The 20,694-nt window shown below is 59.3% G+C and carries 21 protein-coding genes; 11 read left to right on the forward strand and 10 right to left on the reverse strand.

Translation table 11 applies throughout. From position 1 onward, the window contains the following. Positions 1-376: 376 nt before the first annotated feature. Both PL599_RS22295 and acnA read right to left on the reverse strand, forming a co-directional pair. On the reverse strand, positions 377-1,117 hold the full coding sequence (locus tag PL599_RS22295) for a DUF1223 domain-containing protein (protein ID WP_269825466.1): 741 nt from the start codon (positions 1,115-1,117) through the stop codon (positions 377-379). 188 nt (positions 1,118-1,305) lie between these two features. Next, positions 1,306-3,999, reverse strand: a complete 2,694-nt coding sequence (gene acnA, locus PL599_RS22300) for an aconitate hydratase AcnA (RefSeq protein ID WP_269825467.1) — start codon at positions 3,997-3,999, stop codon at positions 1,306-1,308. Between the two features lie 269 nt (positions 4,000-4,268). Between acnA and ccmA the strand changes: the two genes are divergently transcribed. The 5 genes from ccmA to PL599_RS22325 all read left to right on the forward strand — a co-directional run bounded on the left by ccmA (position 4,269) and on the right by PL599_RS22325 (position 7,382). Continuing rightward, on the forward strand, positions 4,269-4,910 hold the full coding sequence (gene ccmA, locus PL599_RS22305; protein ID WP_142912955.1) for a heme ABC exporter ATP-binding protein CcmA: 642 nt from the start codon (positions 4,269-4,271) through the stop codon (positions 4,908-4,910). 202 nt (positions 4,911-5,112) lie between these two features. Then, positions 5,113-5,772 (forward strand): heme exporter protein CcmB, encoded by a 660-nt coding sequence (ccmB, locus tag PL599_RS22310; protein WP_269825425.1) that lies wholly within the window; start codon positions 5,113-5,115, stop codon positions 5,770-5,772. Positions 5,773-5,846: 74 nt separating this feature from the next. After that, positions 5,847-6,608, forward strand: a complete 762-nt coding sequence (locus PL599_RS22315; RefSeq protein WP_269825426.1) for a heme ABC transporter permease — start codon at positions 5,847-5,849, stop codon at positions 6,606-6,608. Positions 6,609-6,612: 4 nt separating this feature from the next. Further along, positions 6,613-6,783 carry a heme exporter protein CcmD gene (ccmD, locus tag PL599_RS22320; protein ID WP_269825427.1) on the forward strand — a complete coding sequence of 57 codons (171 nt, stop codon included), beginning with the start codon at positions 6,613-6,615 and terminating at the stop codon, positions 6,781-6,783. After that, complete coding sequence (locus PL599_RS22325; RefSeq protein ID WP_269825428.1) at positions 6,783-7,382, forward strand: DsbE family thiol:disulfide interchange protein; 600 nt, start codon at positions 6,783-6,785, stop codon at positions 7,380-7,382. Before ccmD ends, PL599_RS22325 begins: the two co-directional genes overlap by 1 nt. A gap of 19 nt (positions 7,383-7,401) precedes the next feature. Here the strand turns inward: PL599_RS22325 and PL599_RS22330 are convergent, their stop codons facing one another. From PL599_RS22330 to PL599_RS22360, 7 genes are all read right to left on the reverse strand, one after another. Then, complete coding sequence (locus tag PL599_RS22330) at positions 7,402-8,583, reverse strand: GGDEF domain-containing protein (protein ID WP_269825429.1); 1,182 nt, start codon at positions 8,581-8,583, stop codon at positions 7,402-7,404. A gap of 119 nt (positions 8,584-8,702) precedes the next feature. Continuing rightward, positions 8,703-9,299: a DUF2585 domain-containing protein gene (locus PL599_RS22335; RefSeq protein ID WP_269825430.1), complete on the reverse strand. Its 597-nt coding sequence runs from the start codon at positions 9,297-9,299 to the stop codon at positions 8,703-8,705. After that, positions 9,296-9,946, reverse strand: a complete 651-nt coding sequence (locus PL599_RS22340) for a septation protein A (RefSeq protein WP_063951440.1) — start codon at positions 9,944-9,946, stop codon at positions 9,296-9,298. Before PL599_RS22340 ends, PL599_RS22335 begins: the two co-directional genes overlap by 4 nt. A 2-nt stretch (positions 9,947-9,948) precedes the next feature. Beyond that, on the reverse strand, positions 9,949-11,385 hold the full coding sequence (gene ftsY / locus PL599_RS22345) for a signal recognition particle-docking protein FtsY (protein ID WP_269825431.1): 1,437 nt from the start codon (positions 11,383-11,385) through the stop codon (positions 9,949-9,951). Between the two features lie 30 nt (positions 11,386-11,415). Continuing rightward, positions 11,416-12,690, reverse strand: coding sequence for a tRNA (N(6)-L-threonylcarbamoyladenosine(37)-C(2))-methylthiotransferase MtaB (mtaB, locus tag PL599_RS22350; protein ID WP_137412295.1), 1,275 nt, complete (start codon positions 12,688-12,690; stop codon positions 11,416-11,418). After that, entirely contained in the window at positions 12,687-13,586 is a 900-nt protein-coding gene (gene dapF / locus PL599_RS22355) for a diaminopimelate epimerase (protein ID WP_173990291.1), read from the reverse strand. Before dapF ends, mtaB begins: the two co-directional genes overlap by 4 nt. 122 nt (positions 13,587-13,708) lie before the next feature. After that, positions 13,709-14,779, reverse strand: coding sequence for an MBL fold metallo-hydrolase (locus PL599_RS22360; RefSeq protein WP_191217212.1), 1,071 nt, complete (start codon positions 14,777-14,779; stop codon positions 13,709-13,711). Positions 14,780-15,105: 326 nt separating this feature from the next. Between PL599_RS22360 and ffh the strand changes: the two genes are divergently transcribed. The 5 genes from ffh to trmD all read left to right on the forward strand — a co-directional run bounded on the left by ffh (position 15,106) and on the right by trmD (position 18,804). Further along, positions 15,106-16,677: a signal recognition particle protein gene (ffh, locus tag PL599_RS22365; RefSeq protein WP_137412297.1), complete on the forward strand. Its 1,572-nt coding sequence runs from the start codon at positions 15,106-15,108 to the stop codon at positions 16,675-16,677. A gap of 9 nt (positions 16,678-16,686) precedes the next feature. Next, entirely contained in the window at positions 16,687-17,004 is a 318-nt protein-coding gene (locus PL599_RS22370) for a chorismate mutase (RefSeq protein ID WP_077985465.1), read from the forward strand. A gap of 33 nt (positions 17,005-17,037) precedes the next feature. Next, entirely contained in the window at positions 17,038-17,415 is a 378-nt protein-coding gene (gene rpsP, locus PL599_RS22375; protein ID WP_003520510.1) for a 30S ribosomal protein S16, read from the forward strand. A 120-nt stretch (positions 17,416-17,535) separates the two neighbouring features. Next, positions 17,536-18,102 carry a ribosome maturation factor RimM gene (gene rimM, locus PL599_RS22380; protein ID WP_173990296.1) on the forward strand — a complete coding sequence of 189 codons (567 nt, stop codon included), beginning with the start codon at positions 17,536-17,538 and terminating at the stop codon, positions 18,100-18,102. Positions 18,103-18,105: 3 nt separating this feature from the next. Beyond that, positions 18,106-18,804: a tRNA (guanosine(37)-N1)-methyltransferase TrmD gene (gene trmD / locus PL599_RS22385; protein WP_269825432.1), complete on the forward strand. Its 699-nt coding sequence runs from the start codon at positions 18,106-18,108 to the stop codon at positions 18,802-18,804. Here the strand turns inward: trmD and PL599_RS22390 are convergent. Beyond that, entirely contained in the window at positions 18,786-19,532 is a 747-nt protein-coding gene (locus PL599_RS22390) for a sulfite exporter TauE/SafE family protein (RefSeq protein ID WP_269825433.1), read from the reverse strand. The genes trmD and PL599_RS22390 overlap by 19 nt on opposite strands. 265 nt (positions 19,533-19,797) lie before the next feature. Here PL599_RS22390 and rplS point away from each other — a divergent pair, with 265 nt between their 5' ends. Beyond that, complete coding sequence (gene rplS, locus PL599_RS22395) at positions 19,798-20,337, forward strand: 50S ribosomal protein L19 (protein ID WP_003520506.1); 540 nt, start codon at positions 19,798-19,800, stop codon at positions 20,335-20,337. Positions 20,338-20,694 lie beyond the last annotated feature (357 nt).

Here is a 20,694-nt window from a genome sequence, read left to right on the forward strand (position 1 = left end):
ATCTTTCGGGACCAGGCTATCGAGCGTCACCATCTCGAGAGCGGTCTGTTCAGGAGCAGGTTTCTTCAACATGTCCCAATGAATCATAAACCCCCAGCTCACGCCAGGGGTTTGTCAGCAGTCTGAGCGCAGAACTGCGCCCGCCGTTTCTCGGACAAGCGCTGCCAACTGCAAAAGCAGGGGTTAAAAATGGTAACCATTTAGGCAGCCATTTTCGCGTAGGCTGCCGTATTTCGGTCAAACCATGGCCTGAATTGGGTGGAATAGTCCTATTGTCAATTGATGCCTAGGCACCAAGATGACCCGGTCCGGTGCATTGACCCTTTACCCCCAGCCCCCAATGCCCGGACCGGATCTTCCATCGCCTTACGGGCGATCAAGGGTTTCCATTTCCAAGCAGGATACTGGCGCCGACGATTGCCGCGGGATCGCCACCGGCGTTGGCTGTCTGCAAAAGCACGGCGCAGCCGCCCTTTTTCACCTTGGCCACCACGCTCGCCGGAAGCTTCACCGTCATTGGCGAACCATCCCACATGCCGACTGTCTGCACATCATAGACGCTGTGCCAGTAGGACATTTTTTTCCCCTGGTTTTCGCCCTTCTGCACATCCACGGTCTGCTCGCGCGTGAAATACGCAACGACGACATCGGCCTTGCCGCTGCCAGCGCCAATATCGATCTCCACCTCGTCACCGGCAAATTTCGACGAAACCGGCACGTTCAGTCCCTTTCCCTCGCGCTTGAAAGCATCAAGCCTGTCATAGATACCGCGAACATCGGCACCCTTGACATGGTCGCGGCCGTTCAGAATGGCCTGCGGCGTATAGACCCCGTTACGGCCGAGCGCGCGCATATAACCATATTGCCGGTCGGTATTTTCCTTCGAGGCGAGCGAATCCGTCCAGCCGAGATAGTTCCAGTAATCGACATGGTAGGAAAGACCGACGACGTCGCCCTTCTGGATCATCTTGCGCAGGGCTTCATCCGCCGGCGGGCAGGATGAGCATCCCTGCGAGGTGAACAATTCGACGACGCCCTTCACGGCCTCCTGCGCCTGCGCGGAGGTGACGAGAAACGTGCCGAGAAGACATATCGACAGAGGGAATTTCAGCGGCATTACAAAAACCTTTGTCCGGAAGAGATCCAGACGAATTGATGCGATCAATCCTGCCGGATGCAAATCGGAAAATAACGTCTAACGCCCTTCAATAGAAAGTCACGAAGGGGTGAGCGACAATCACAAAAAAAGAGACCGCAAAATGAAAGGCGCCGGGATTTCTCCCGACGCCTTCGATCGTCAAAGCGTTAAGCGGCCAGATCGCGCAGAACGGTCTGCAGAATGCCGCCATTGTTCATGTAGATCACCTCATCAAGCGTATCGATGCGGCACAGAAGCGGCACTTCCTTCACCGAACCGTCGCTGTAGGTGATCTTGGCGATCTTCTTTTCACGCGGCTTGATTTCGCCTTCGAGACCATCGATCTCGACGATTTCATCGCCCTTGAGGTCCAGGCTCGCCCAAGTCGTGCCTTCCTCGAAGACGAAGGGAACGACGCCCATGCCGACAAGGTTGGAGCGGTGGATACGCTCGAAGGACTGTGCGATCACAGCCTTCACGCCGAGCAGGTTGGTGCCCTTGGCCGCCCAGTCGCGGGAAGAGCCGTTGCCATATTCGACACCGGCAAAGATGACGAGCGGTACGCCCTCTGCCTTGTACTTCATGGCAGCATCGTAGATCGACATCTCTTCCTTGGACGGATAGTGGATGGTGTAACCACCTTCCTTGCCGTTCGGACCAAGCATGTGATTGCGGATGCGGATATTTGCGAAGGTGCCGCGCATCATCACTTCATGGTTGCCACGCCGCGTGCCGTACTGGTTGAAGTCGGCCACGGCAACACCATGCTCCGTCAGATAGGCACCGGCAGGCGAAGCGGCCTTGATCGAACCGGCCGGAGAAATATGGTCGGTGGTGATCTTGTCGCCGAAGAGACCGAGGACGCGCGCGCCCTTGATGTTCTTGAGACCGGTGCCCTTTTTACCCATGCCGACAAAATAGGGCGGGTTCTGAACATAGGTAGACTGGTCGTCCCAGGCATAGGTCTGGCCCGGCGGAACCTGAACGGCCTGCCAGTTCGCATCGCCCTTGAACACGTCGGCATACTTCGTTTCGTAAAGCTCACGGGTGACGTATTTCAGGATGAATTCCTGGATTTCCTTGGAGGTCGGCCAGATATCCTTGAGATAAACAGGATTGCCGTTCTGATCGTCGCCGATCGGCTCCTTGGTCAGATCCTTCTGGACCGTGCCGGCAAGGGCATAGGCGACGACGAGCGGCGGCGAGGCCAGATAGTTCGCCTGAACGTCAGGCGAGATACGACCTTCGAAGTTGCGATTGCCCGAGAGAACACCGGCGGTGATCAGGCCCTTGTCGTTGATCGTCTTGGAGATCGCAGGCGGCAGCGGACCGGAATTGCCGATGCAGGTGGTGCAGCCGAAACCGACGAGGTTGAAACCGATCGCATCGAGATCCTTCTGCAGACCTGATTTGTCGAGATATTCGGCAACGACCTGGCTTCCCGGTGCCAGCGAGGTCTTCACCCATGGCTTGGACTTCAGCCCCTTGGCGACCGCATTGCGGGCGAGAAGGCCGGCGGCAATAAGAACGGAGGGGTTGGACGTGTTCGTGCACGACGTAATGGCGGCAATAGCCACATCGCCGTGACCGAGATCGAACTCCTCGCCCTCAACCGCATAGCGGCTGTGGAGCTGGCCGGGCTTCTTGTAGTCGTTCTCGAGAGCCGTCGCGAAATTCGGCGCGATGGTTTCGAGCGGCAGGCGGCCTTCCGGACGCTTCGGTCCGGCCATGGAGGGCACGACATCGCCAAGATCGAGTTCCAGCGTGTCGGTGAACACGAGGTCGGAACCATCGCCGGTGCGCCACATGTCCTGCGCCTTGGAATAGGCTTCGACGAGCGCGATACGGTCCTTTGCGCGGCCGGACATGGTCAGGTAATTGATGGTTTCACCATCAACCGGGAAGAAGCCGCAGGTCGCGCCATATTCCGGGCCCATATTGCCGATGGTTGCACGGTCGGCCAAAGACATCGAATCGAGGCCGGGGCCGAAGAATTCGACGAACTTCGAAACCACGCCCTTCTTGCGCAGCATCTGCACAACGGTCAGAACGAGGTCGGTCGCGGTGACGCCTTCCTTCACCTTGCCGGTCAGCTTGAAGCCGATGACCTCAGGCAGAAGCATGGAAACCGGCTGGCCGAGCATGGCAGCTTCAGCCTCGATACCACCGACACCCCAGCCGAGAACACCGAGACCATTGATCATGGTCGTGTGGCTGTCGGTGCCGACGCAGGTATCCGGATAAGCGATCGTCTCGCCGTCCTCTTCCTTGGTCCAGACAGTCTGGCCGAGATATTCGAGGTTGACCTGGTGACAGATGCCGGTGCCGGGCGGGACAACGCGGAAGTTCTTGAACGCCTGCTGGCCCCACTTGAGGAAGCGATAACGCTCGCCGTTGCGCTCATATTCGAGTTCGACGTTGCGGGCAAAAGCATTCGGCGTGCCGAATTCATCAACGATAACAGAGTGGTCGATGACGAGATCGACGGGAACGAGCGGATTGATCTTTTCAGGATCGCCACCCAGCGCCTTGAGGCCGTCACGCATGGCGGCAAGGTCGACCACGGCGGGAACGCCGGTAAAGTCCTGCATGAGAACGCGGGCGGGGCGGTAGGCAATTTCGGTTTCGGTCAGGCCCTTGTTGTTCAACCATTCGGAAACCGCAATGATGTGCGCCTTGGTGACGGACTGGCCGTCCTCGAAACGCAGTAGGTTTTCCAGCAGAACCTTCATGGAATAGGGCAGCTTGGAAACGCCCTTCAGGCCATTGGCTTCAGCCTTGGGCAGGCTGAAATAGACGTAATCCTTACCATCAACGGTAAGGACGGAACGACATTGAAAACTGTCGAGTGACTTGGGCATGGATTAAAACCCCGCTTACACTGATAGCCAACACGTTCGTGCGGACACCTATGCACTCATGCACATCAGGATGCGGGTACGACCATTTCCGCTGTCCGCACGTGAAAATTGCTCCTCGCAATCGTCAAGTCCGGCGCAAGATGATGTTCACGCCGGCCGCTGGCGTGGTTGACACCCATATAGATAATTTCGGAGAAACGTGCCAGACCATTCCACGAAGCTAATCGATTTTTTTATCGAGACGACGAAATCTGAAACGGAATCGCAGCATGGATTTGACGGCGGAAAATCTTGGCGTGCGACGTGGCGAAGATTTCATATTCATGAACATTTCCTTCAAGTTAAGCGACGGAGAGGCTCTGGTGCTGACCGGCCGCAACGGCTCGGGAAAATCCACTCTCCTGCGGACAGTCGCCGGCCTGCTGCGCCCCGAACAAGGCAGCGTAAAGATAGCCGGCGAAGGGGTTGATGAGGAGATGCGGCCGTCAGAGGCTTGCCATTATCTCGGCCATCGCAATGCCATGAAAACCGAACTGACCGTTTCGGAAAACCTGCGCTTCTGGAAGGAATTCCTCAGCGACTTTGCCGGCGGCACGGGCATGATGATTGATGAGGCAGCGGAGATCGTTGGCCTTGCCGGCATTACCCACCTGCCCTTCGGTTATCTCTCCGCCGGCCAGCAGCGTCGTTTTGCCATGGCGAAGCTTTTGATTGCATGGCGACCGGTGTGGATACTCGATGAGCCGACGGCGGCGCTCGACAAAGCTGCGGACGGGATGTTTACCGATCTCGTCAAAAGCCATTTGGGGAAAGGCGGGATTGTCCTGGCTGCGACCCATCAGTCTTTGGGGCTAGAGAAGGCGCGTGAATTGCAGATGACGGGTTTTGCGGGTGTGGAGGCTTGGGCATGAACGGTTTGCGCGCGGGGCATACCCCCCTCTGCCCTGCCGGGCATCTCCCCCTCAAGGGGGGAGATCGACTCGTGGTGAGCTCTCGTCCATCTGAAAGCTTGAGAATGGAGCAGCGAAATCGCGTCTTGCCGATCTCCCCCCTTGAGGGGGAGATGCCCGGCAGGGCAGAGGGGGGTAAACCACACCCGCAGAGGCCTACCCAATGACCGCCCTCTTCCTCCGCGATATCAAACTCTCCATCCGCGCCGGCGGCGGCGCGCTGATCGGCGTGCTGTTCTTCATGACAGTGGTTGCCGTCATCCCCTTCGGCGTCGGTCCTGATCTCAACCTGCTCGCGCGCATCGGCCCGGCCATCGTCTGGATCGGCGCGCTTCTGTCCGCCCTTCTCGGCCTCGACCGGCTGTTCCAGGCCGAGCGGGATGACGGCTCCCTCGATTTGATCTTGATGCAGGAAACTCCGCTAGTCCTGACCGTGTTCGTGAAATGCCTGGCGCACTGGGTCACGACCGGTCTGCCGCTGGTGCTTGCCTCCCCTTTGCTCGGCCTCTTTATGAACATGGACGAAGTGGCTATCGGCGCCGTGATGCTGACGCTTCTGGTCGGCTCACCCGCAATCACTTTCATCGGTGCGGTCGGCGCGGCAGTTGCCGTTGCCCTGCCGCGCGGGGGGCTTCTGGTTTCCATCCTCGTGCTGCCGCTCGCCATTCCCGTGCTGATCTTCGGCGTCAGCGCTTCCTATGCGGCAGTGCAGGAACCGGCGCCCTTCATGCCGCCATTCCTCATTCTGTGTGCGATCACGTTATTTTCAGCCGTGACCGGCCCTTTCTTCGCCGCTTTGGCACTGCGCAATGGTATGGATTGACGAAACTGCGATGCACGATCCCCTGTTGACAGGGATCAATTGCGGGGCGGCCATTCTCGGGTTACACAAACGGCATGAACGAGCAGACCTTCACCATCACCAAATTCAGTGATCTCGCCAATCCCACCCGGTTTCTGGCGCTGGCGGCACGTATTTTGCCATGGCTCGCTGCGCTCACGGCGCTGGTGCTGGCCGCCGGTCTTTATCTGTCCTTTACCACCGAAGGCGATTACCAGCAGGGTTACACGGTGCGCATCATGTATGTGCACGTGCCGTCCGCCTGGCTCGCAATGATGTGTTATTCGGTCATGGCGGTCTCCGCAATCGGCACCCTCGTCTGGCGTCACCCGCTGGCGGATGTCAGCCACAAGGCCGCCGCCCCCATCGGCGCGGCCTTCACGCTGATTGCGCTCGTCACCGGCTCGCTCTGGGGCAAACCCATGTGGGGAACCTGGTGGGTTTGGGATGCGCGGCTCACCTCCGTTTTTGTGCTTTTCCTGATGTATCTGGGGCTGATCGCGCTCAACCGCGCCATGGACGATCCGTCCAGAGCCGCCCGCGTCAGCGCCGTGCTGATCCTCGTCGGTTTTGTGAATATTCCGATCATCAAGTTTTCGGTCGAGTGGTGGAATACGCTGCATCAGCCGGCAAGCGTCATCCGCATGGGTGGTTCCGCCATCGATGCGGAATTTCTATGGCCGCTTCTGACCATGGCGATCGGTTTCACGCTGCTGTTCTTCACCTTGCACATCGCCGCCATGCGTAACGAAATCTGGCGTCGGCGCGTGGCCGCGCAGCGGCGACTTGCCGCGCGCATGGCAAACCGGGAGGGCTGAGGTGATGACGCACGCCTTTTATATCGGCATGTCCTATGCGGCGACCGGCCTCGTCGTTCTCTGTCTCATCGCCTGGGTCGTTGTGGACGGCCAGGCGCGCAAACGGGAACTGAGGCAACTCGAAGCATCCGGAGTGCGCCGCAGGGCAAGAAGCGCTTCCGCAGGTGACGCGTAATGACGCAGGCGGACCACGACACCAAGGCCAAATCGACGGGCCGCACCCGTTATGCGCTGGCGCTCCTGCCGCTTCTGCTGTTTGGTGGTTTTGCCCTTGTCGCCGGCAAGATGCTCTACGATCAGGATGTGAACGGGCTGGATATCAGCGCCATTCCTTCCGCACTCATCGGCACCAAGGCCCCCGCCCTGTCGCTGCCGCCACTGGAGGGCTCGAACCTTCCGGCGCTCACCGATGCCGCTATCAAGGGCAAGCTGACACTGGTCAACGTCTTCGCTTCCTGGTGCATTCCCTGCCGGCAGGAGCACCCGCTGCTTCAGGAACTGTCAAAGGATAGCCGCATCACCGTCGTCGGTATCAATTACAAAGACAAATCGGACAATGCGCTCCGTTTCCTCGGTGAACTCGGTAATCCATTTGCCGCGATAGGCATCGATCCGAACGGCAAGGCGGCAATCGACTGGGGTGTTTATGGCATTCCCGAAAGTTACCTGGTCGGCACCGATGGCACGATCCTTTATAAAAAGGTCGGGCCCTTCGACGCCCGTAGCATAGAGCGAGACCTGCTGCCGGCCATCGCAGCGGCGACAGGACAGTAGCCGCTGCGCCAGAAGGATGTCACGCCTTGGTAATGCCCCTGAGCGCAGGCCCTTCCGCAGGCAAACGTATGCCTTCCAGCACGACCTGATCGCGACCGCCGCGCTTTGCGGCATAAAGACTGTCATCGGCCCGCTTGATGGCATCGTGAATGGAATGATCTCCCCTCGCGACAGCCGAGACACCGAAACTTGCGGTGATCTGGCTGGTAACGCCGCGGTTGCGCCAGTCGAGAGACGAAAGACCCGTGCGCATGCCATTGGCAAGCTGGCCGGCCACAGCAGCCGTCTGCCCGGGCAGGAAGACCACGAATTCCTCGCCACCGAAACGCGCCACCAACGCATCCTCGGGCGCGTTTCGCCCGAGCAGATCGGCAAGGCCGATAAGCACGATATCACCGGCCGCATGACCGTAAACATCGTTGATGCGCTTGAAGTGGTCTATGTCACAAGCGATGATCGCGCCTTCTGGCGTATCGTTGCGAAAATCGGGAACGCGCCGGTCGAAACCGCGGCGATTTAACACGTCCGTCCGCGGATCATGTTCCGCCGCATGCTGGTGACGGTCGACGGTGACGGAAATCTGGCTCGCAAGCACCGACAACGCCAGCAGGAAGCCGAAGATGCTGGCGGCGAGCTGCATGTAAAAAGCATAGTCCGACTCGAAGAATTCGCTGAGCTCCACCATCGAGCCACCCGGCGTCATCACCAGCAGCATGCCGATGCGTACCAGCGTCTCCAGCACCACAAGACAGGCAATTCCCACCATCAGCCTATCGGCAAGCGCAGCCGGCCGCTTCCGCACGGTCCAGACCGGGATAGCAAGCAAAACGGCGCAGACGAGATCGCCAATGACGAGCTCGCGTTTCAGATCCGGCGTGACGAGAACGTGGAACGAGACCAGCAACACCGCCACGGCCACAATCGAAAGTCGCGCCTTGGTATAAAGCGGCCGTTCAAAATGGGTGAGCAAAGCGTGGCCATAAAGGAAGAAGGCGGAAAAGAACAGCAGATTGGAGAGGATCGCCTGGACTTCGAAAGGCAGGCTGCCAAGCACCAGAGGTGTGGCGAAACCAAAAGCCGCCGCAAGATATCCGATACCCCAATAGCGAGCCGAAGCGTGGCCGATCCTTTGCAGGAACAGGAACACCACGCCGAAGGTGAGCATGATGAAGGGAAGAAGATAGGCGAAATTATCTTGCAACGGGGTCTGCCGGGAAAGGGACGAGCTTTGTACGCGAAGGTTAGCGGAACGCCATTAAGAAAACCTCCCAATAAAAAGATGCTTTTGCGGCTTTCCGGCTGGAATTCCGATGGACCAGTTCACATTTGCGGGAGCGCGTTCTGCCATTCCTTAATCATGTCGACGGGCCAGACCAGCATCACCACATTCAGCGTCAGATTATCGCGGATCAGCCAGCCGGTGAAGATTTCGAAGAAGATGGCGATCACGACCGTCAGCCATACCGGTACGCGGGCGGCAAAGAGGAAACCCAGCGCCATGAAAACCGTATCCATCGCCGAATTCAGGATGCTGTCGCCGGTATAACCCAGCGCCATGGTCGCCGTGCGGTAGCGATCAATGATAATAGGCGAATTTTCGAGAATTTCCCACGCCGCCTCCACCAGGACCGCAAAAGAAAGCCGCATGGAAAACGGTTTGTTGCGGAACAACAGCCACGCGAACCAGTAAAACAGGAACCCGTGAATGATATGCGAGGGCGTATACCAGTCGGCCAGATGCTGGGAATTGCCCGGTGTGTTCACGCCCGGCTCGAACAGCTTCACATAACCGCATTCGCAGATCGGAATGCGGCCCATGGCGTAGAGAATGACGATTTGCAGGAGAAGCAGGCCGGCGGCCGCGCCGAACCATTTGAGCGAACGCGAACGGGAAGCCGGCATCTCCGCAACTGTCATTTTTCGTCCTTGTTCAGCGGCTCGACCGAATGGCGCATGACGAGCGGCATCTGCGCCATGGTGAAGATGATGGTGATTGGCATGGTGCCCCAGACCTTAAAGGCCACCCAGGTGTCTGTAGAGAACATTCGCCATACAACTTCGTTCAGCACCGCCAGAAAAAGGAAAAAGATGCCCCAGCGCAGCGTCAGCTTGCGCCAACCCTCATCCGTCAGCTTGAAGGCGGAATTGAAGACGTAACCCAGCAAAGACTGCCCGAAGAACAGGCCACCCAGCAGAATGACACCAAACAGCGTGTTGACGATGGTCGGCTTCATCTTGATGAAAGTATCGTTCTGCAACCACAATGTCAGCGCACCGAAAACGAACACCACGATGCCTGATATCAGCGGCATAATCGGCAGTTTGCGCGTCAGGACCCAGGAAACGGAGAGCGCAATCGCCGTCGCGATCATAAACAGGCCGGTGGCAATGAAAATCGGGCCACCGAACTCTGTCAGGACCGGAAAAGTGGTTGCAAGCCATTCGCCACGCGAATTGGCGAAAAAGAAAACGACAAGCGGGCCAAGCTCGAGCACGAATTTCAGGAGCGGACTGATTTCCGCCACCATCTTTTCGCTTTCCTTGGAATTGCTTTCAATATCCATACTCAAACTCCCGCAATGGCCTTGGCGAAATCTTCCGCCTCGAAGGGCTCCAGATCGTCCACACCTTCACCCACACCGATGAAATAGACCGGCAGCTTGTGTTTGGCGGCGATGGCGACGAGGATACCGCCCCGCGCCGTGCCATCCAATTTTGTCATAATCAGGCCCGAAACACCCGCCACATTGCGGAATATCTCCACCTGGTTCATGGCGTTCTGTCCCGTCGTCGCATCCAGCGTCTGCAACACGGTATGCGGCGCATCCGGATCGAGCTTGCCGAGCACGCGCACGATCTTTTCCAGCTCCGCCATGAGTTCCGTCTTGTTCTGCAGGCGGCCGGCCGTATCGATGATGAGCACATCGCTTTTCTGCGCCCGCGCCTGCTCATAAGCGTCGTAGGCAAGACCGGCCGCATCCGCACCGAGCTTGGTGCCGACAAACTGCGAGCCGGTGCGGTCCGCCCAAATCTTGAGCTGCTCGATCGCCGCCGCGCGGAACGTATCGCCGGCCGCCAGCATCACGTTGAGGCCCGAGCCGGAAAGCTTCGCGGCAAGCTTGCCGATGGTCGTCGTCTTGCCCGTACCGTTCACACCGACGACGAGGATGACATGCGGCTTGTGCGACAGATCGAGCTCCAGCGGCTTGGCGACAGGCTTCAGAACCTTGGTGATCTCGCCCGCCATGATGCGCGCCACATCCTCGCCGCTGACATCTTTGCCGTAGCGTTCCGAAGACAGGGCGCCGGTGATGCGCATGGCGGTCTCGACCCCGAGATCGGACTGGATGAGAAGATCTTCCAGCTCGTCGAGCGTATCCTCATCCAGCTTGCGTTTGGTGAAGAGCGCCGAAATCTGTGTGGTCAGCTGCGACGACGTGCGGGCAAGCCCTGCCCGCAGGCGCTGAAACCATGTCAGTTTTACCTGCGGTGCCGCAGGGGCAGGCTCCTCCCGCTCACTGGCGGACGAAAAACCCTTCGGTAGAGCTGGCGGTATAGCGGCGGGCTGGGCGGTGGTCGCAGCTTCGGCCTCGTCAAGCAGCGCATCCATCGCATCCGCATCCAACACGACATCCGCTACTTCCGGGGCAGATTCGACCTGCTCTTCGGCGGCGGCTTCCGCCTGTAGCAACGACAGCGGCACTACACCCATATCGCCGGAAAGCTCGGCACCGGGCAGAAGCGGTGCGTCCTCTTCCTCATCATCGTCGGAAAGGACCACGTCCGTCGCCTCGTCCGGGGCAGGTCCGCCGGCCGTCTCCATCTCCAGTTCGGAAACCGGATCCTTGTCGACAGGTTCATGCGCTTCTGCGTCGCTCAGCGCGGCTTCGAAGGAGGTATTTTCATTGTCGCGCTCAGGCGCGGCGTCCTCTTGCGGCCGCTCTTCCGTTTCGGCCTTGTCCTTGCCGAACGAAAAGACTTTTTTGATGAAGCCGAGGGCCATGGTCGTTCCCGTGTCTTTTCTCTTGTCGCCTCAGGCCGCATCCGCCGCGAGAAGCTTCATCTTCAGATGTTTGCCGTTGTGGCCGGTAATCGAAACCTGCGCAAGAGTGCGCGGGGCAAGATGAGGTGCCTCCACCAGCGTGAAATTGTCGGTATGGGCAAAACCGTTGTTTTCAACGAGGATCGTCTGCGCCGAACCGACCATACCTTGCAGATGCGTAAACCGCAGCGCCTCGCCGCGCTCCCGAAGCCTCGCCGCCCGCTCCTTCACCAAAGCCCGGTCAAGCTGCGGCATGCGTGCCGCCGGCGTACCCGCTCGCGGGCTGTAGGGAAACACATGCAGGCTGGAAATGCCGCATTCTTCCGCAAGCGTCGCGGCGTTTTCGAACATGTCTTCCGTCTCTGTCGGAAAACCGGCGATCATATCCGCGCCGAAGGCGATATCCGGCCGAAGCGACCGCACCTCGTGACAGAAGCGAATGGCGTCTGCCCGCAAATGGCGGCGTTTCATGCGTTTCAGAATCATGTCGTCGCCATGCTGGAGTGACAGGTGCAGATGCGGCATGAAACGCGGCTCGTCGGCAATCAGATCCATCAGATGGCGGTCGGCCTCGATACTGTCGATAGAGGAAAGCCGCAGCCGCAGGATGTCCGGAACCTGCTTCAGCAATGTCTTGGCGAGATAACCGAGGGAAGGCTCGCCCGGCAGGTCCGCGCCATAGCTCGTGGCATCCACCCCGGTCAGCACGATTTCGCGATAACCGCTCTCCGTCAGCCGACGGGCCTGATCCACCACCGCACCCATCGGCACGGAGCGCGAATTGCCGCGCCCATAGGGGATGATGCAAAAAGTACAGCGATGGTCGCAGCCATTCTGCACCTGAATGAAGGCGCGCACGTGCCCGTCTATGTGCTTCACCATCTGCGGCGCGGTCGCCTTGATGCTCATGATATCGTTGACGCGCAGCTTTTCTTCCGCTGAGACGCCAAAATCGGGCAGCGCACGATAGGAGGCGCTTTTCAGCTTTTCCTCATTGCCCAGCACCGCATCCACCTCGGGCATGTCGGCAAAGGTCTGTTTTTCAGTCTGGGCAGCGCAGCCGGTAACGATGATGCGCGCGTGCGGATTGTCGCGCCGTGCACGCCGGATGGCCTGGCGCGCTTGGCGCACCGCCTCGCCCGTCACGGCGCAGGTATTGACCAGCACGGCATTGTTAAGCCCGGCCTTTTCGGCCTCCGCCCGCATCACTTCTGATTCATAGGTGTTGAGACGACAGCCGAAGGTTATGACCTCGACGCCGCTCATACAGCCCCCCGCTCGACCGCATCCCGCGCCCAGACGCCCGTGACGGGATCGACGGAACCGGACCATTCCCATTCGGCAGGGCCGGTCATGATGACGTGGTTATCCTCACGCCAGTCGATGGTCAGCGGCACGCGGATGGGGCTGGAGGCGACATCGATGGTAACCTTTCGGCCGGTGCGGCCGGTACGGGCAGCGGAAACGGCCGACGCACAGGCGGCGGAACCGCAGGCAAGCGTCAACCCCGCACCGCGTTCCCAGGTGCGGGTGCGAAGCGCGCTGTCGGAAATCACCTGCGCCAGCGTGATATTGGCCTTTTCCGGAAACATCGGGTGATTTTCGAGAAGCGGTCCGAAACGTTCGAGATCAAACGTCATCGGATCGCGATCCACCCAAAAAATCGCATGCGGATTGCCCATGGACATGACGGCCGGCGAATGCAGGACCGGCGCATCGATCGGCCCGATCTGCAATTCGATGCGACTGGTATCGTGGAACTCCTCAGACAGTGGAATGTCGCTCCAGCGGAATCTGGGCTGACCCATATCGACCGAAATCATGCCATCTTCATGCTCGACGGCATTCAGAATGCCGGCGACAGTCTGGAAGGTGAAGCTGGTCCTGCCGGTTTCGGAAGACAGCGCCTGCACCACGCAGCGCGTGCCGTTGCCGCAAGCCTGCGCCTTGGTGCCATCGCAATTGAGGATATCGATGTAAGCATCCGTGCCGCCGACACGCGGATCATGGATCGCCATGATCTGGTCGAACTGCGTGGCGGGATCGGAATTGAGGGCGATTGCCGCATCAGGCGTCACCATATCTTTGCGGCCGCGCATATCGACAACGAGGATCTTGTTGCCAAGCCCGTTCATCTTCGCAAATTCGACCGTGTCCGCCATCGCCTTAAAACCTGAAAACTGCCTGAAAACCGGGTTGCATGCGGGATTTTCCCGCGCTTTCGCCCTATATGGCGGAAAGGACGGGAAATTACCAGACTGTTGCGGCGCAAACGGGGCGGCCGTCAAGCGGAAGGCACGTCGAAAACCTCACCCGGGCGCATCGGCCGGAAACGGCTTTCCTCCACTCCCTGCTCCGTCAGCGCTGCCTTGAGGGCCACAAGCGGCGCATCCACCGCCTCATCGGTGAGTTGTACCGTACCCCAATGGTGGCCGCAGACATGCGCCGCACCGCAAAGTTTCATGCCTTCCACAGCTTCCGCCGGGTTCTGGTGCTGGCCCTTCATGAACCAGCGCGGCTCGTAAGCGCCGAAGGGCAGGTTGGCGAGGCGGAACTCGCCATGTTTCTTGCGCGCGGCGTGATAGTTGAGTCCCTCATGGAAGCCGGTATCGCCGATATGGTAAATCTTGCCGCCAGGCGTTTCGATGACGAAAGCCGCCCAGAGCGCCATCCGCCGGTCATTCAGGCCGCGCGCCGACCAGTGGTGGCAAGGCTCAAAGTGAATTTTCACCGCACTGGCATCGATCACATCGCCCCAGTCCCCCACCTCTATACGGGCCGCCTCGACACCGGTGCGGATGATGGCGTCATTGCCAAGCGGCGTGATGAAAAGCGGCTTGTGCGCCACATGCAGGCGCTTCAGCGTTTCCATATCCAGATGGTCGTAGTGATTATGCGTCACCAGCACCAGATCGATGGGCGGCAGATCTTCGAAACGGATGCCGGGCGGGTTGACCCGCTTGGGACCGGCAAAGCTGAATGGGCTCGTGCGCTGCGACCACACCGGATCGATGAGAATATTCAAACCCGCCGTCTGGATGAGAAACGAGGCATGGCCGACAAAAGTGACGCGCATGTCTTTGCCTTCGATCCGTGCTTCCGGCTTCGCGAAGGGAAAGGGGCTGGGGTAGCTTTCCGGCCATGTGGAGCGCTCGCCATTGAAGCGCCACTTCAAAAGGCCCATGAAGTTGCCGGGCGGCGTGCCGCCAGGATTGAAAAAGCGTATCCCGTCGAAATGATCGGAGATAGGGCCGCTGTAATAGGCGCTGGCGCTCGAACGGCGGGCATAAAGGCCGCCGCCTGCCAGAGCGAGCAGACCAACAGCGGAAAAACGGAAAAATTTTCGACGGTTCATGAGAAATGTATAGGTGGCGAAGAAGCAGCCTTCAAGGAGGACCCATCATGGCCTGCTGAAGATCACGCAAAGATGAAATCAGCGTTTTCGCGGCTGAATCCCGCCGCCGCCTTGACTTTTCCCGCACTTTCCTGTTTATCCCGCCCATCAGCTGGCAGTTTCACGACTCCAAGCCGCCGACCGGGACCCGAAAAGGTATAAAGAGATCCCGGAGGTCAACACCCGACAGCGCGATGCGCCCTCGGGTGCTTTTTGGCTTTGCGTCTTGTTTTTGCCAGCGAAAGCACCGACGTTTCGGAGACCCCGGAACGAAGAAGGAAGAAACGATGTTTGAAAACCTCCAGGACCGCCTTGGCTCCATTCTGAATGGACTGACCGGCCGTGGCGCGCTGACGGAAGCCGATGTCGCCGCCGCCCTGCGCGAGGTTCGCCGTGCGCTTCTGGAAGCGGACGTGGCGCTGGAAGTCGTGCGTTCCTTCACCGACAGGGTGCGTGAAAAGGCTGTCGGCGCAGCCGTCCTGAAATCCATCAAGCCCGGCCAGATGGTCGTCAAGATCGTGCATGACGAGCTTGTCGAGATGCTCGGCACCGAAGGCGTTTCCATCGACCTTCACGCCCCCGCCCCCGTCGTCATCATGATGGTGGGTCTGCAGGGTTCGGGTAAAACCACGACCACCGGCAAGATCGCCAAGCGCCTGACCGACCGCGACAAGAAGAAGGTGCTGATGGCATCTCTCGACACGCGTCGTCCGGCCGCACAGGAACAGCTGCGCCAGCTGGGCGTCCAGACCGGTGTCGACACGCTACCTATCATCGCCGGCCAGTCGCCGACGGATATTGCCGCGCGCGCCGTACAGGCTGCGAAACTCGGCGGTCACGACGTCGTCATTCTCGACACCGCCGGCCGCACCCATATCGACGAACCCTTGATGCTGGAAATGGCCGACATCAAGAAGAAGTCCAACCCGCACGAAATCCTGCTGGTGGCGGATTCGCTGACCGGTCAGGACGCCGTCAATCTGGCGCGCAATTTCGATGAGCGCGTCGGCATCACCGGCCTCGTGCTGACCCGTATGGATGGCGACGGACGCGGTGGTGCTGCCCTCTCCATGCGCGCCGTCACCGGCAAGCCGATCAAGCTCATCGGTATCGGCGAGCGCATGAACGAACTCGATGAGTTTCATCCGCGCCGTATCGCCGACCGCATTCTCGGCATGGGCGACATCGTCTCGCTGGTCGAGAAGGCCGCCGAAAACATCGATGCGGAAAAAGCCCGCGCCATGGCCGAGAAGATGGCCAAGGGCAAATTCGACCTCAACGATCTCGCCGACCAGCTTGCCCAGATGAAGAAGATGGGTGGCATGGGCGGCATCATGGGTCTTATGCCCGGCATGGCCGGCATGAAGGACAAGATGGCTTCGGCCGGCATGAACGACAAGATGTTCGACCGCCAGATCGCCATCATCTCGTCCATGACCAAGGCCGAGCGCGCCAATCCGGATATTCTGAAACACAGCCGCAAGAAGCGCATCGCCGCCGGTTCCGGCACCGATGCCGCCGAAATCAACAAGCTCCTGAAAATGCATCGCGGCATGGCCGACATGATGAAGGCGATGGGCGGCAAGGGCAAAGGCGGCATCATGAAGCAGATGATGGGCGGCCTTGCCGGCAAGATGGGCCTCGGTGGCATGATGGGCGGCGGCATGCCTGATTTGTCCAACATCGATCCGAAGCAGCTTGAAGCGCTCCAGAAGCAGGCGGAAGCCGCCGGTCTCGGCAAGCCGGGCGCGATGCCCGGTCTTGGCGGGCTACCTGGGGGATTGCCAGGTCTTGGCGGCGCAAAGCTTCCAGGTCTCGGCGGCATGCCGGGGCTTCCCGGTTTTCCGAAGAAGAAGTGAGGCACACCGGTGAACGATGTAGAGGTGAAAGCCCAGCTTTCCGAATACCGCCAGTCGATCGACAATATCGATGCCGCACTGGTTCACATTCTTGCCGAACGGTTTCGCTGCACCAAGGCGGTGGGCGTATTGAAGGCAAAATACAGTTTGCCGCCGGCTGATCCGGCGCGCGAGGAATACCAGATCGAACGCCTTCGCCGTCTTGCGAAGGACGCCAATCTGGATCCGGATTTCGCCGAGAAGTTCCTGAACTTCATCATCAAGGAAGTCATCCGGCATCATGAAGCAATCGCCGCCGAACATGGCGGCCTCGACAAGACCGCCTGAACGGCGGACAAGCCATCCTAAGGAGTATATCACATGGCACTTAAAATTCGTCTCGCACGCGGTGGTTCCAAGAAGCGCCCGTACTACCAGATCGTCGTTGCTGACGCCCGTTCGCCCCGCGACGGCCGTTTCCTCGAGAAGGTCGGTTCCTGGAACCCGATGCTCGGCAAGGACAACCCGCAGCGCGTTGAGCTGAAGGCTGACCTCATCAAGGAATGGATCGCCAAGGGCGCACAGCCGACCGACCGCGTTCTGCGTTTCCTCGCTGAAGCCGGCCTTGCCGAGCGCGCCGCTCGCAGCAACCCGGAAAAGGCAAAGCCGGGCAAGCGCGCTCTCGAGCGTATCGCTGAAAAGAAGCAGAAGGCTGAAGATGCAGCCGCTGCTGCTGCGGAAGCCTCTGCTGCAGAATAATCTGCACGGAAACTTTTGAAGAACGGGTGGTGTGGTTTTCCATGCCTCCCGTTTTTTGTTTATTTTGGCGTCAACAAACCTTAAAGCTGACGCAACCAACACCAGAAGACGGACGGCCCGATGGCAAAGCTGGAAAACCCGATACTCATGGCAAAAATCGGCGGCGCACAGGGCCTGCGCGGCGAAGTCCGTGTCAGTACCTATACGGACGACCCCATGGCGCTGGGCGATTATGGCAATCTGGTTACCGCCGATGGTCGCGTCTTCGAGATTCTGGAATTGCGCGAGGGCAAGAATGTCGTCGTCGTCCGCTTCAGAGGCATCAACGACCGCAATGCGGCGGAGAGCTTGAACGGTCTGGAACTCTTCATCGACCGCGACAATCTGCCTGACGACGAGCTTGACGATGACGAGTTTTATTATGCCGATCTCGAAGGGCTGGAAGCCGTCGATGCGGAGGGCAGAAGTTATGGCGCCGTCAGCGCCGTCTATGATTTCGGCGCAGGTGACCTGCTGGAGCTGAAAGGTGCAGGCCGACGCCCTGCCCTCATTCCCTTTTCGGAAGCAGCCGTGCTGGAAATCGACCTCGAAGCCGGTCGCATTCTCATCGATCCGATGGCCGCCGGACTGATCGACAATCCCGATGACAAGGACGAAACCGGCGTATCACCTTTCGGCAAGAAATAAACCATGACCTTCAAGGCTACCGTTCTGACGCTCTACCCGGAAATGTTTCCGGGACATCTCGGATATTCGCTGGCGGGCAAGGCGCTGGAGCGGGGGCAATGGTCACTGGACGCCGTACAGATCCGCGAATTTGCCACCGACAAACACAGAAGCGTCGATGACACGCCGGCAGGCGGCGGCGCCGGCATGGTGCTGAAACCCGACGTTCTGGCGGCGGCCATCGACCATGTTTCCAATGGCGATACACGCCCGCGGCTACTGATGAGCCCGCGCGGCAAGCCTCTGTCGCAAAACCGTGTGCGTGAACTGGCGGCCGGAGAGGGCGCGATTATCGTCTGCGGTCGTTTCGAGGGTGTCGACCAGCGGGTGATAGAGGCGCGCGGGCTGGAGGAAGTGTCGATCGGCGATTACATCCTCTCCGGCGGTGAGCCGGCGGCGTTGACGCTTCTTGACGCCGTCGTCCGTATCCTGCCCGGCGTTATGGGCAACGATCTTTCCGGTGTTCATGAGAGCTTCGAGGGCGGACTGCTGGAACATCCGCATTATACCCGCCCGCAGGTCTGGGAAGGCCGTGACATCCCCGCCATTCTCACTTCCGGCAACCACGCCGTCATCGACAAGTGGCGTCATGAACAGGCGCTGAAGCTGACGCAGGAAAGACGTCCGGACCTTCTGGTAAAGGCTCAGGCCGAAACGAAATAATAGGCCGTCAGCACCAGCCCGACGGCGATCACCAGCCAGCGGATGATCCATTGCGGCACCCGCCGTGCCGTATGCACGCCCGCATAGCCGCCAAGTGCGGCCGCGGGGAACATGATGAGCGCCGCCCACCAGGAAACGACGCCGCCGCTGACGAAGATCGCGATTGCGATAACGGCGATCACGACTGACAAGAGGTTTTTCAGCGCATTCAGATGATGATAGCTGCCTCCCGAGGTTATTCCGAGAATGGCCAGCATCATGATGCCCATGCCAGCGCCAAAAAAACCGCCATAGACGGAAGCGAGTCCCTGGAAAATGAGGCTCGGCAGATTGCCGGGCGAACGTTCGACGCTCGCTTTTGGCCTCAGCCACGGGCCGGCAGCGAAAACGGTGGTTGCAGCGAGAAGTAGCCATGGCACAAGCTGGCGGAAGGAAGGATTGTCGAGCGACAAAAGCAGAAGCGATCCGGCCAGCCCGCCGACGACTGAAACGGCAGACAGAAGGATTGCCTCGCGCCAATGGGCGCGAATTTCAGGCCCATAGGCGATGACAGAGGTGACGTAGCCCGGAAACTGCACGATGGCTGACGTGGCGTTGGCGACGATCGGCGGCAGGCCGGCCAGCGTCATCGCGCCGAAGGTCAAAAAAGTGCCGCCACCGGCAATGGCATTGACGACACCCGACAGAAAGCCGGTGGCGAACAGCATGAGAATAACGAATACGGACATAGCCCCTCCCAAGGTTCCCATGCCATATCCGCCAGCGCGCTGCTTCGCAACTGCCGGAACGCGGCGCGTAATTGATAAAATATTGTCATGAAAGGGATGACAAACGGCGCTGCCTCGTGTATGTGCCTGCGTGGAAATGGGAAATATCCCAACCGAAAGCAAAGAATGGCGAACCCGCTCCTGCCGCAAGGCATGGTCTGAAGGCATTGACCGACAGACGAACCGTTGAGCGCTCTGGCTGTTTCAGAAGAAATCAGAGGTTAACATGACCAATATCATTCAGCAGCTGGAAGCCGAACAGGCCGCCAAGATCGAAGCAAAGCGCACCCTGCCCGAGTTTTCTCCGGGCGACACCCTGCGCGTCAACGTGCGCGTTACCGAAGGTAACCGTACCCGCGTACAGGCTTACGAAGGCGTTTGCATCGCCCGTTCCGGCGGCGGTCTTTCCGAAAGCTTCACCGTTCGCAAGATTTCCTACGGCGAAGGCGTCGAGCGCGTATTCCCGATCTACTCCCCGCTGGTCGAAGGCGTTGAAGTCGTTCGCCGCGGTAAGGTTCGCCGCGCGAAGCTCTACTACCTGCGCGACCGTCGCGGTAAAGCTGCCCGTATCGTTGAAAACACCGGTACGCGCGCCCGCAAGCTGAACGAGTCCGAGCGTCAGGCGCTTGCCGACGAGAAGGCGCGTCTGGAAGCCGAAAAGGTAGCAGCAGCTCAGGCTCTCGCCGCAGAAAAGGCAGCAGCCGAAGCCGCAGAAGCCAAGGCAGCGGAAGAAGCAGCAAAGGCTGCTGAAACCGCAGCGGAATAAGATTTCCATTTCGATGGATTGATCAAAAGGCGGCCTTCGGGCCGCCTTTTTTGTTGCGCTGATGTAGCGCAACAAGCCATGCGAGGAAAATGCCGCTTGAAAGCCGCGTTTGGCAAGCATTGGCTGGCCAGAGAGAATACCGACGTTCTTTCAGTCATTTGCTTCGCCGAAAGATCCGGCAGATTTCGACCGGCAACAAATGCTGACCTGATTTCCCGCAAAACTGTTTTATACGGCTCCTCACTGATCGTGACTCCTTTTGCCTTTCAAAAGTCGATGAATCTGAATCTCTGGTGCAAAGCGGAGGTGTCGGATGCGAACAGGAATTTCATTGCGGGCAGATTTTGATGCTGAAGG

Origin of the sequence: Agrobacterium sp. ST15.16.055, assembly GCF_027956555.1 — a bacterium.
Classification (GTDB): Bacteria; Pseudomonadota; Alphaproteobacteria; order Rhizobiales; family Rhizobiaceae; genus Agrobacterium; species Agrobacterium salinitolerans.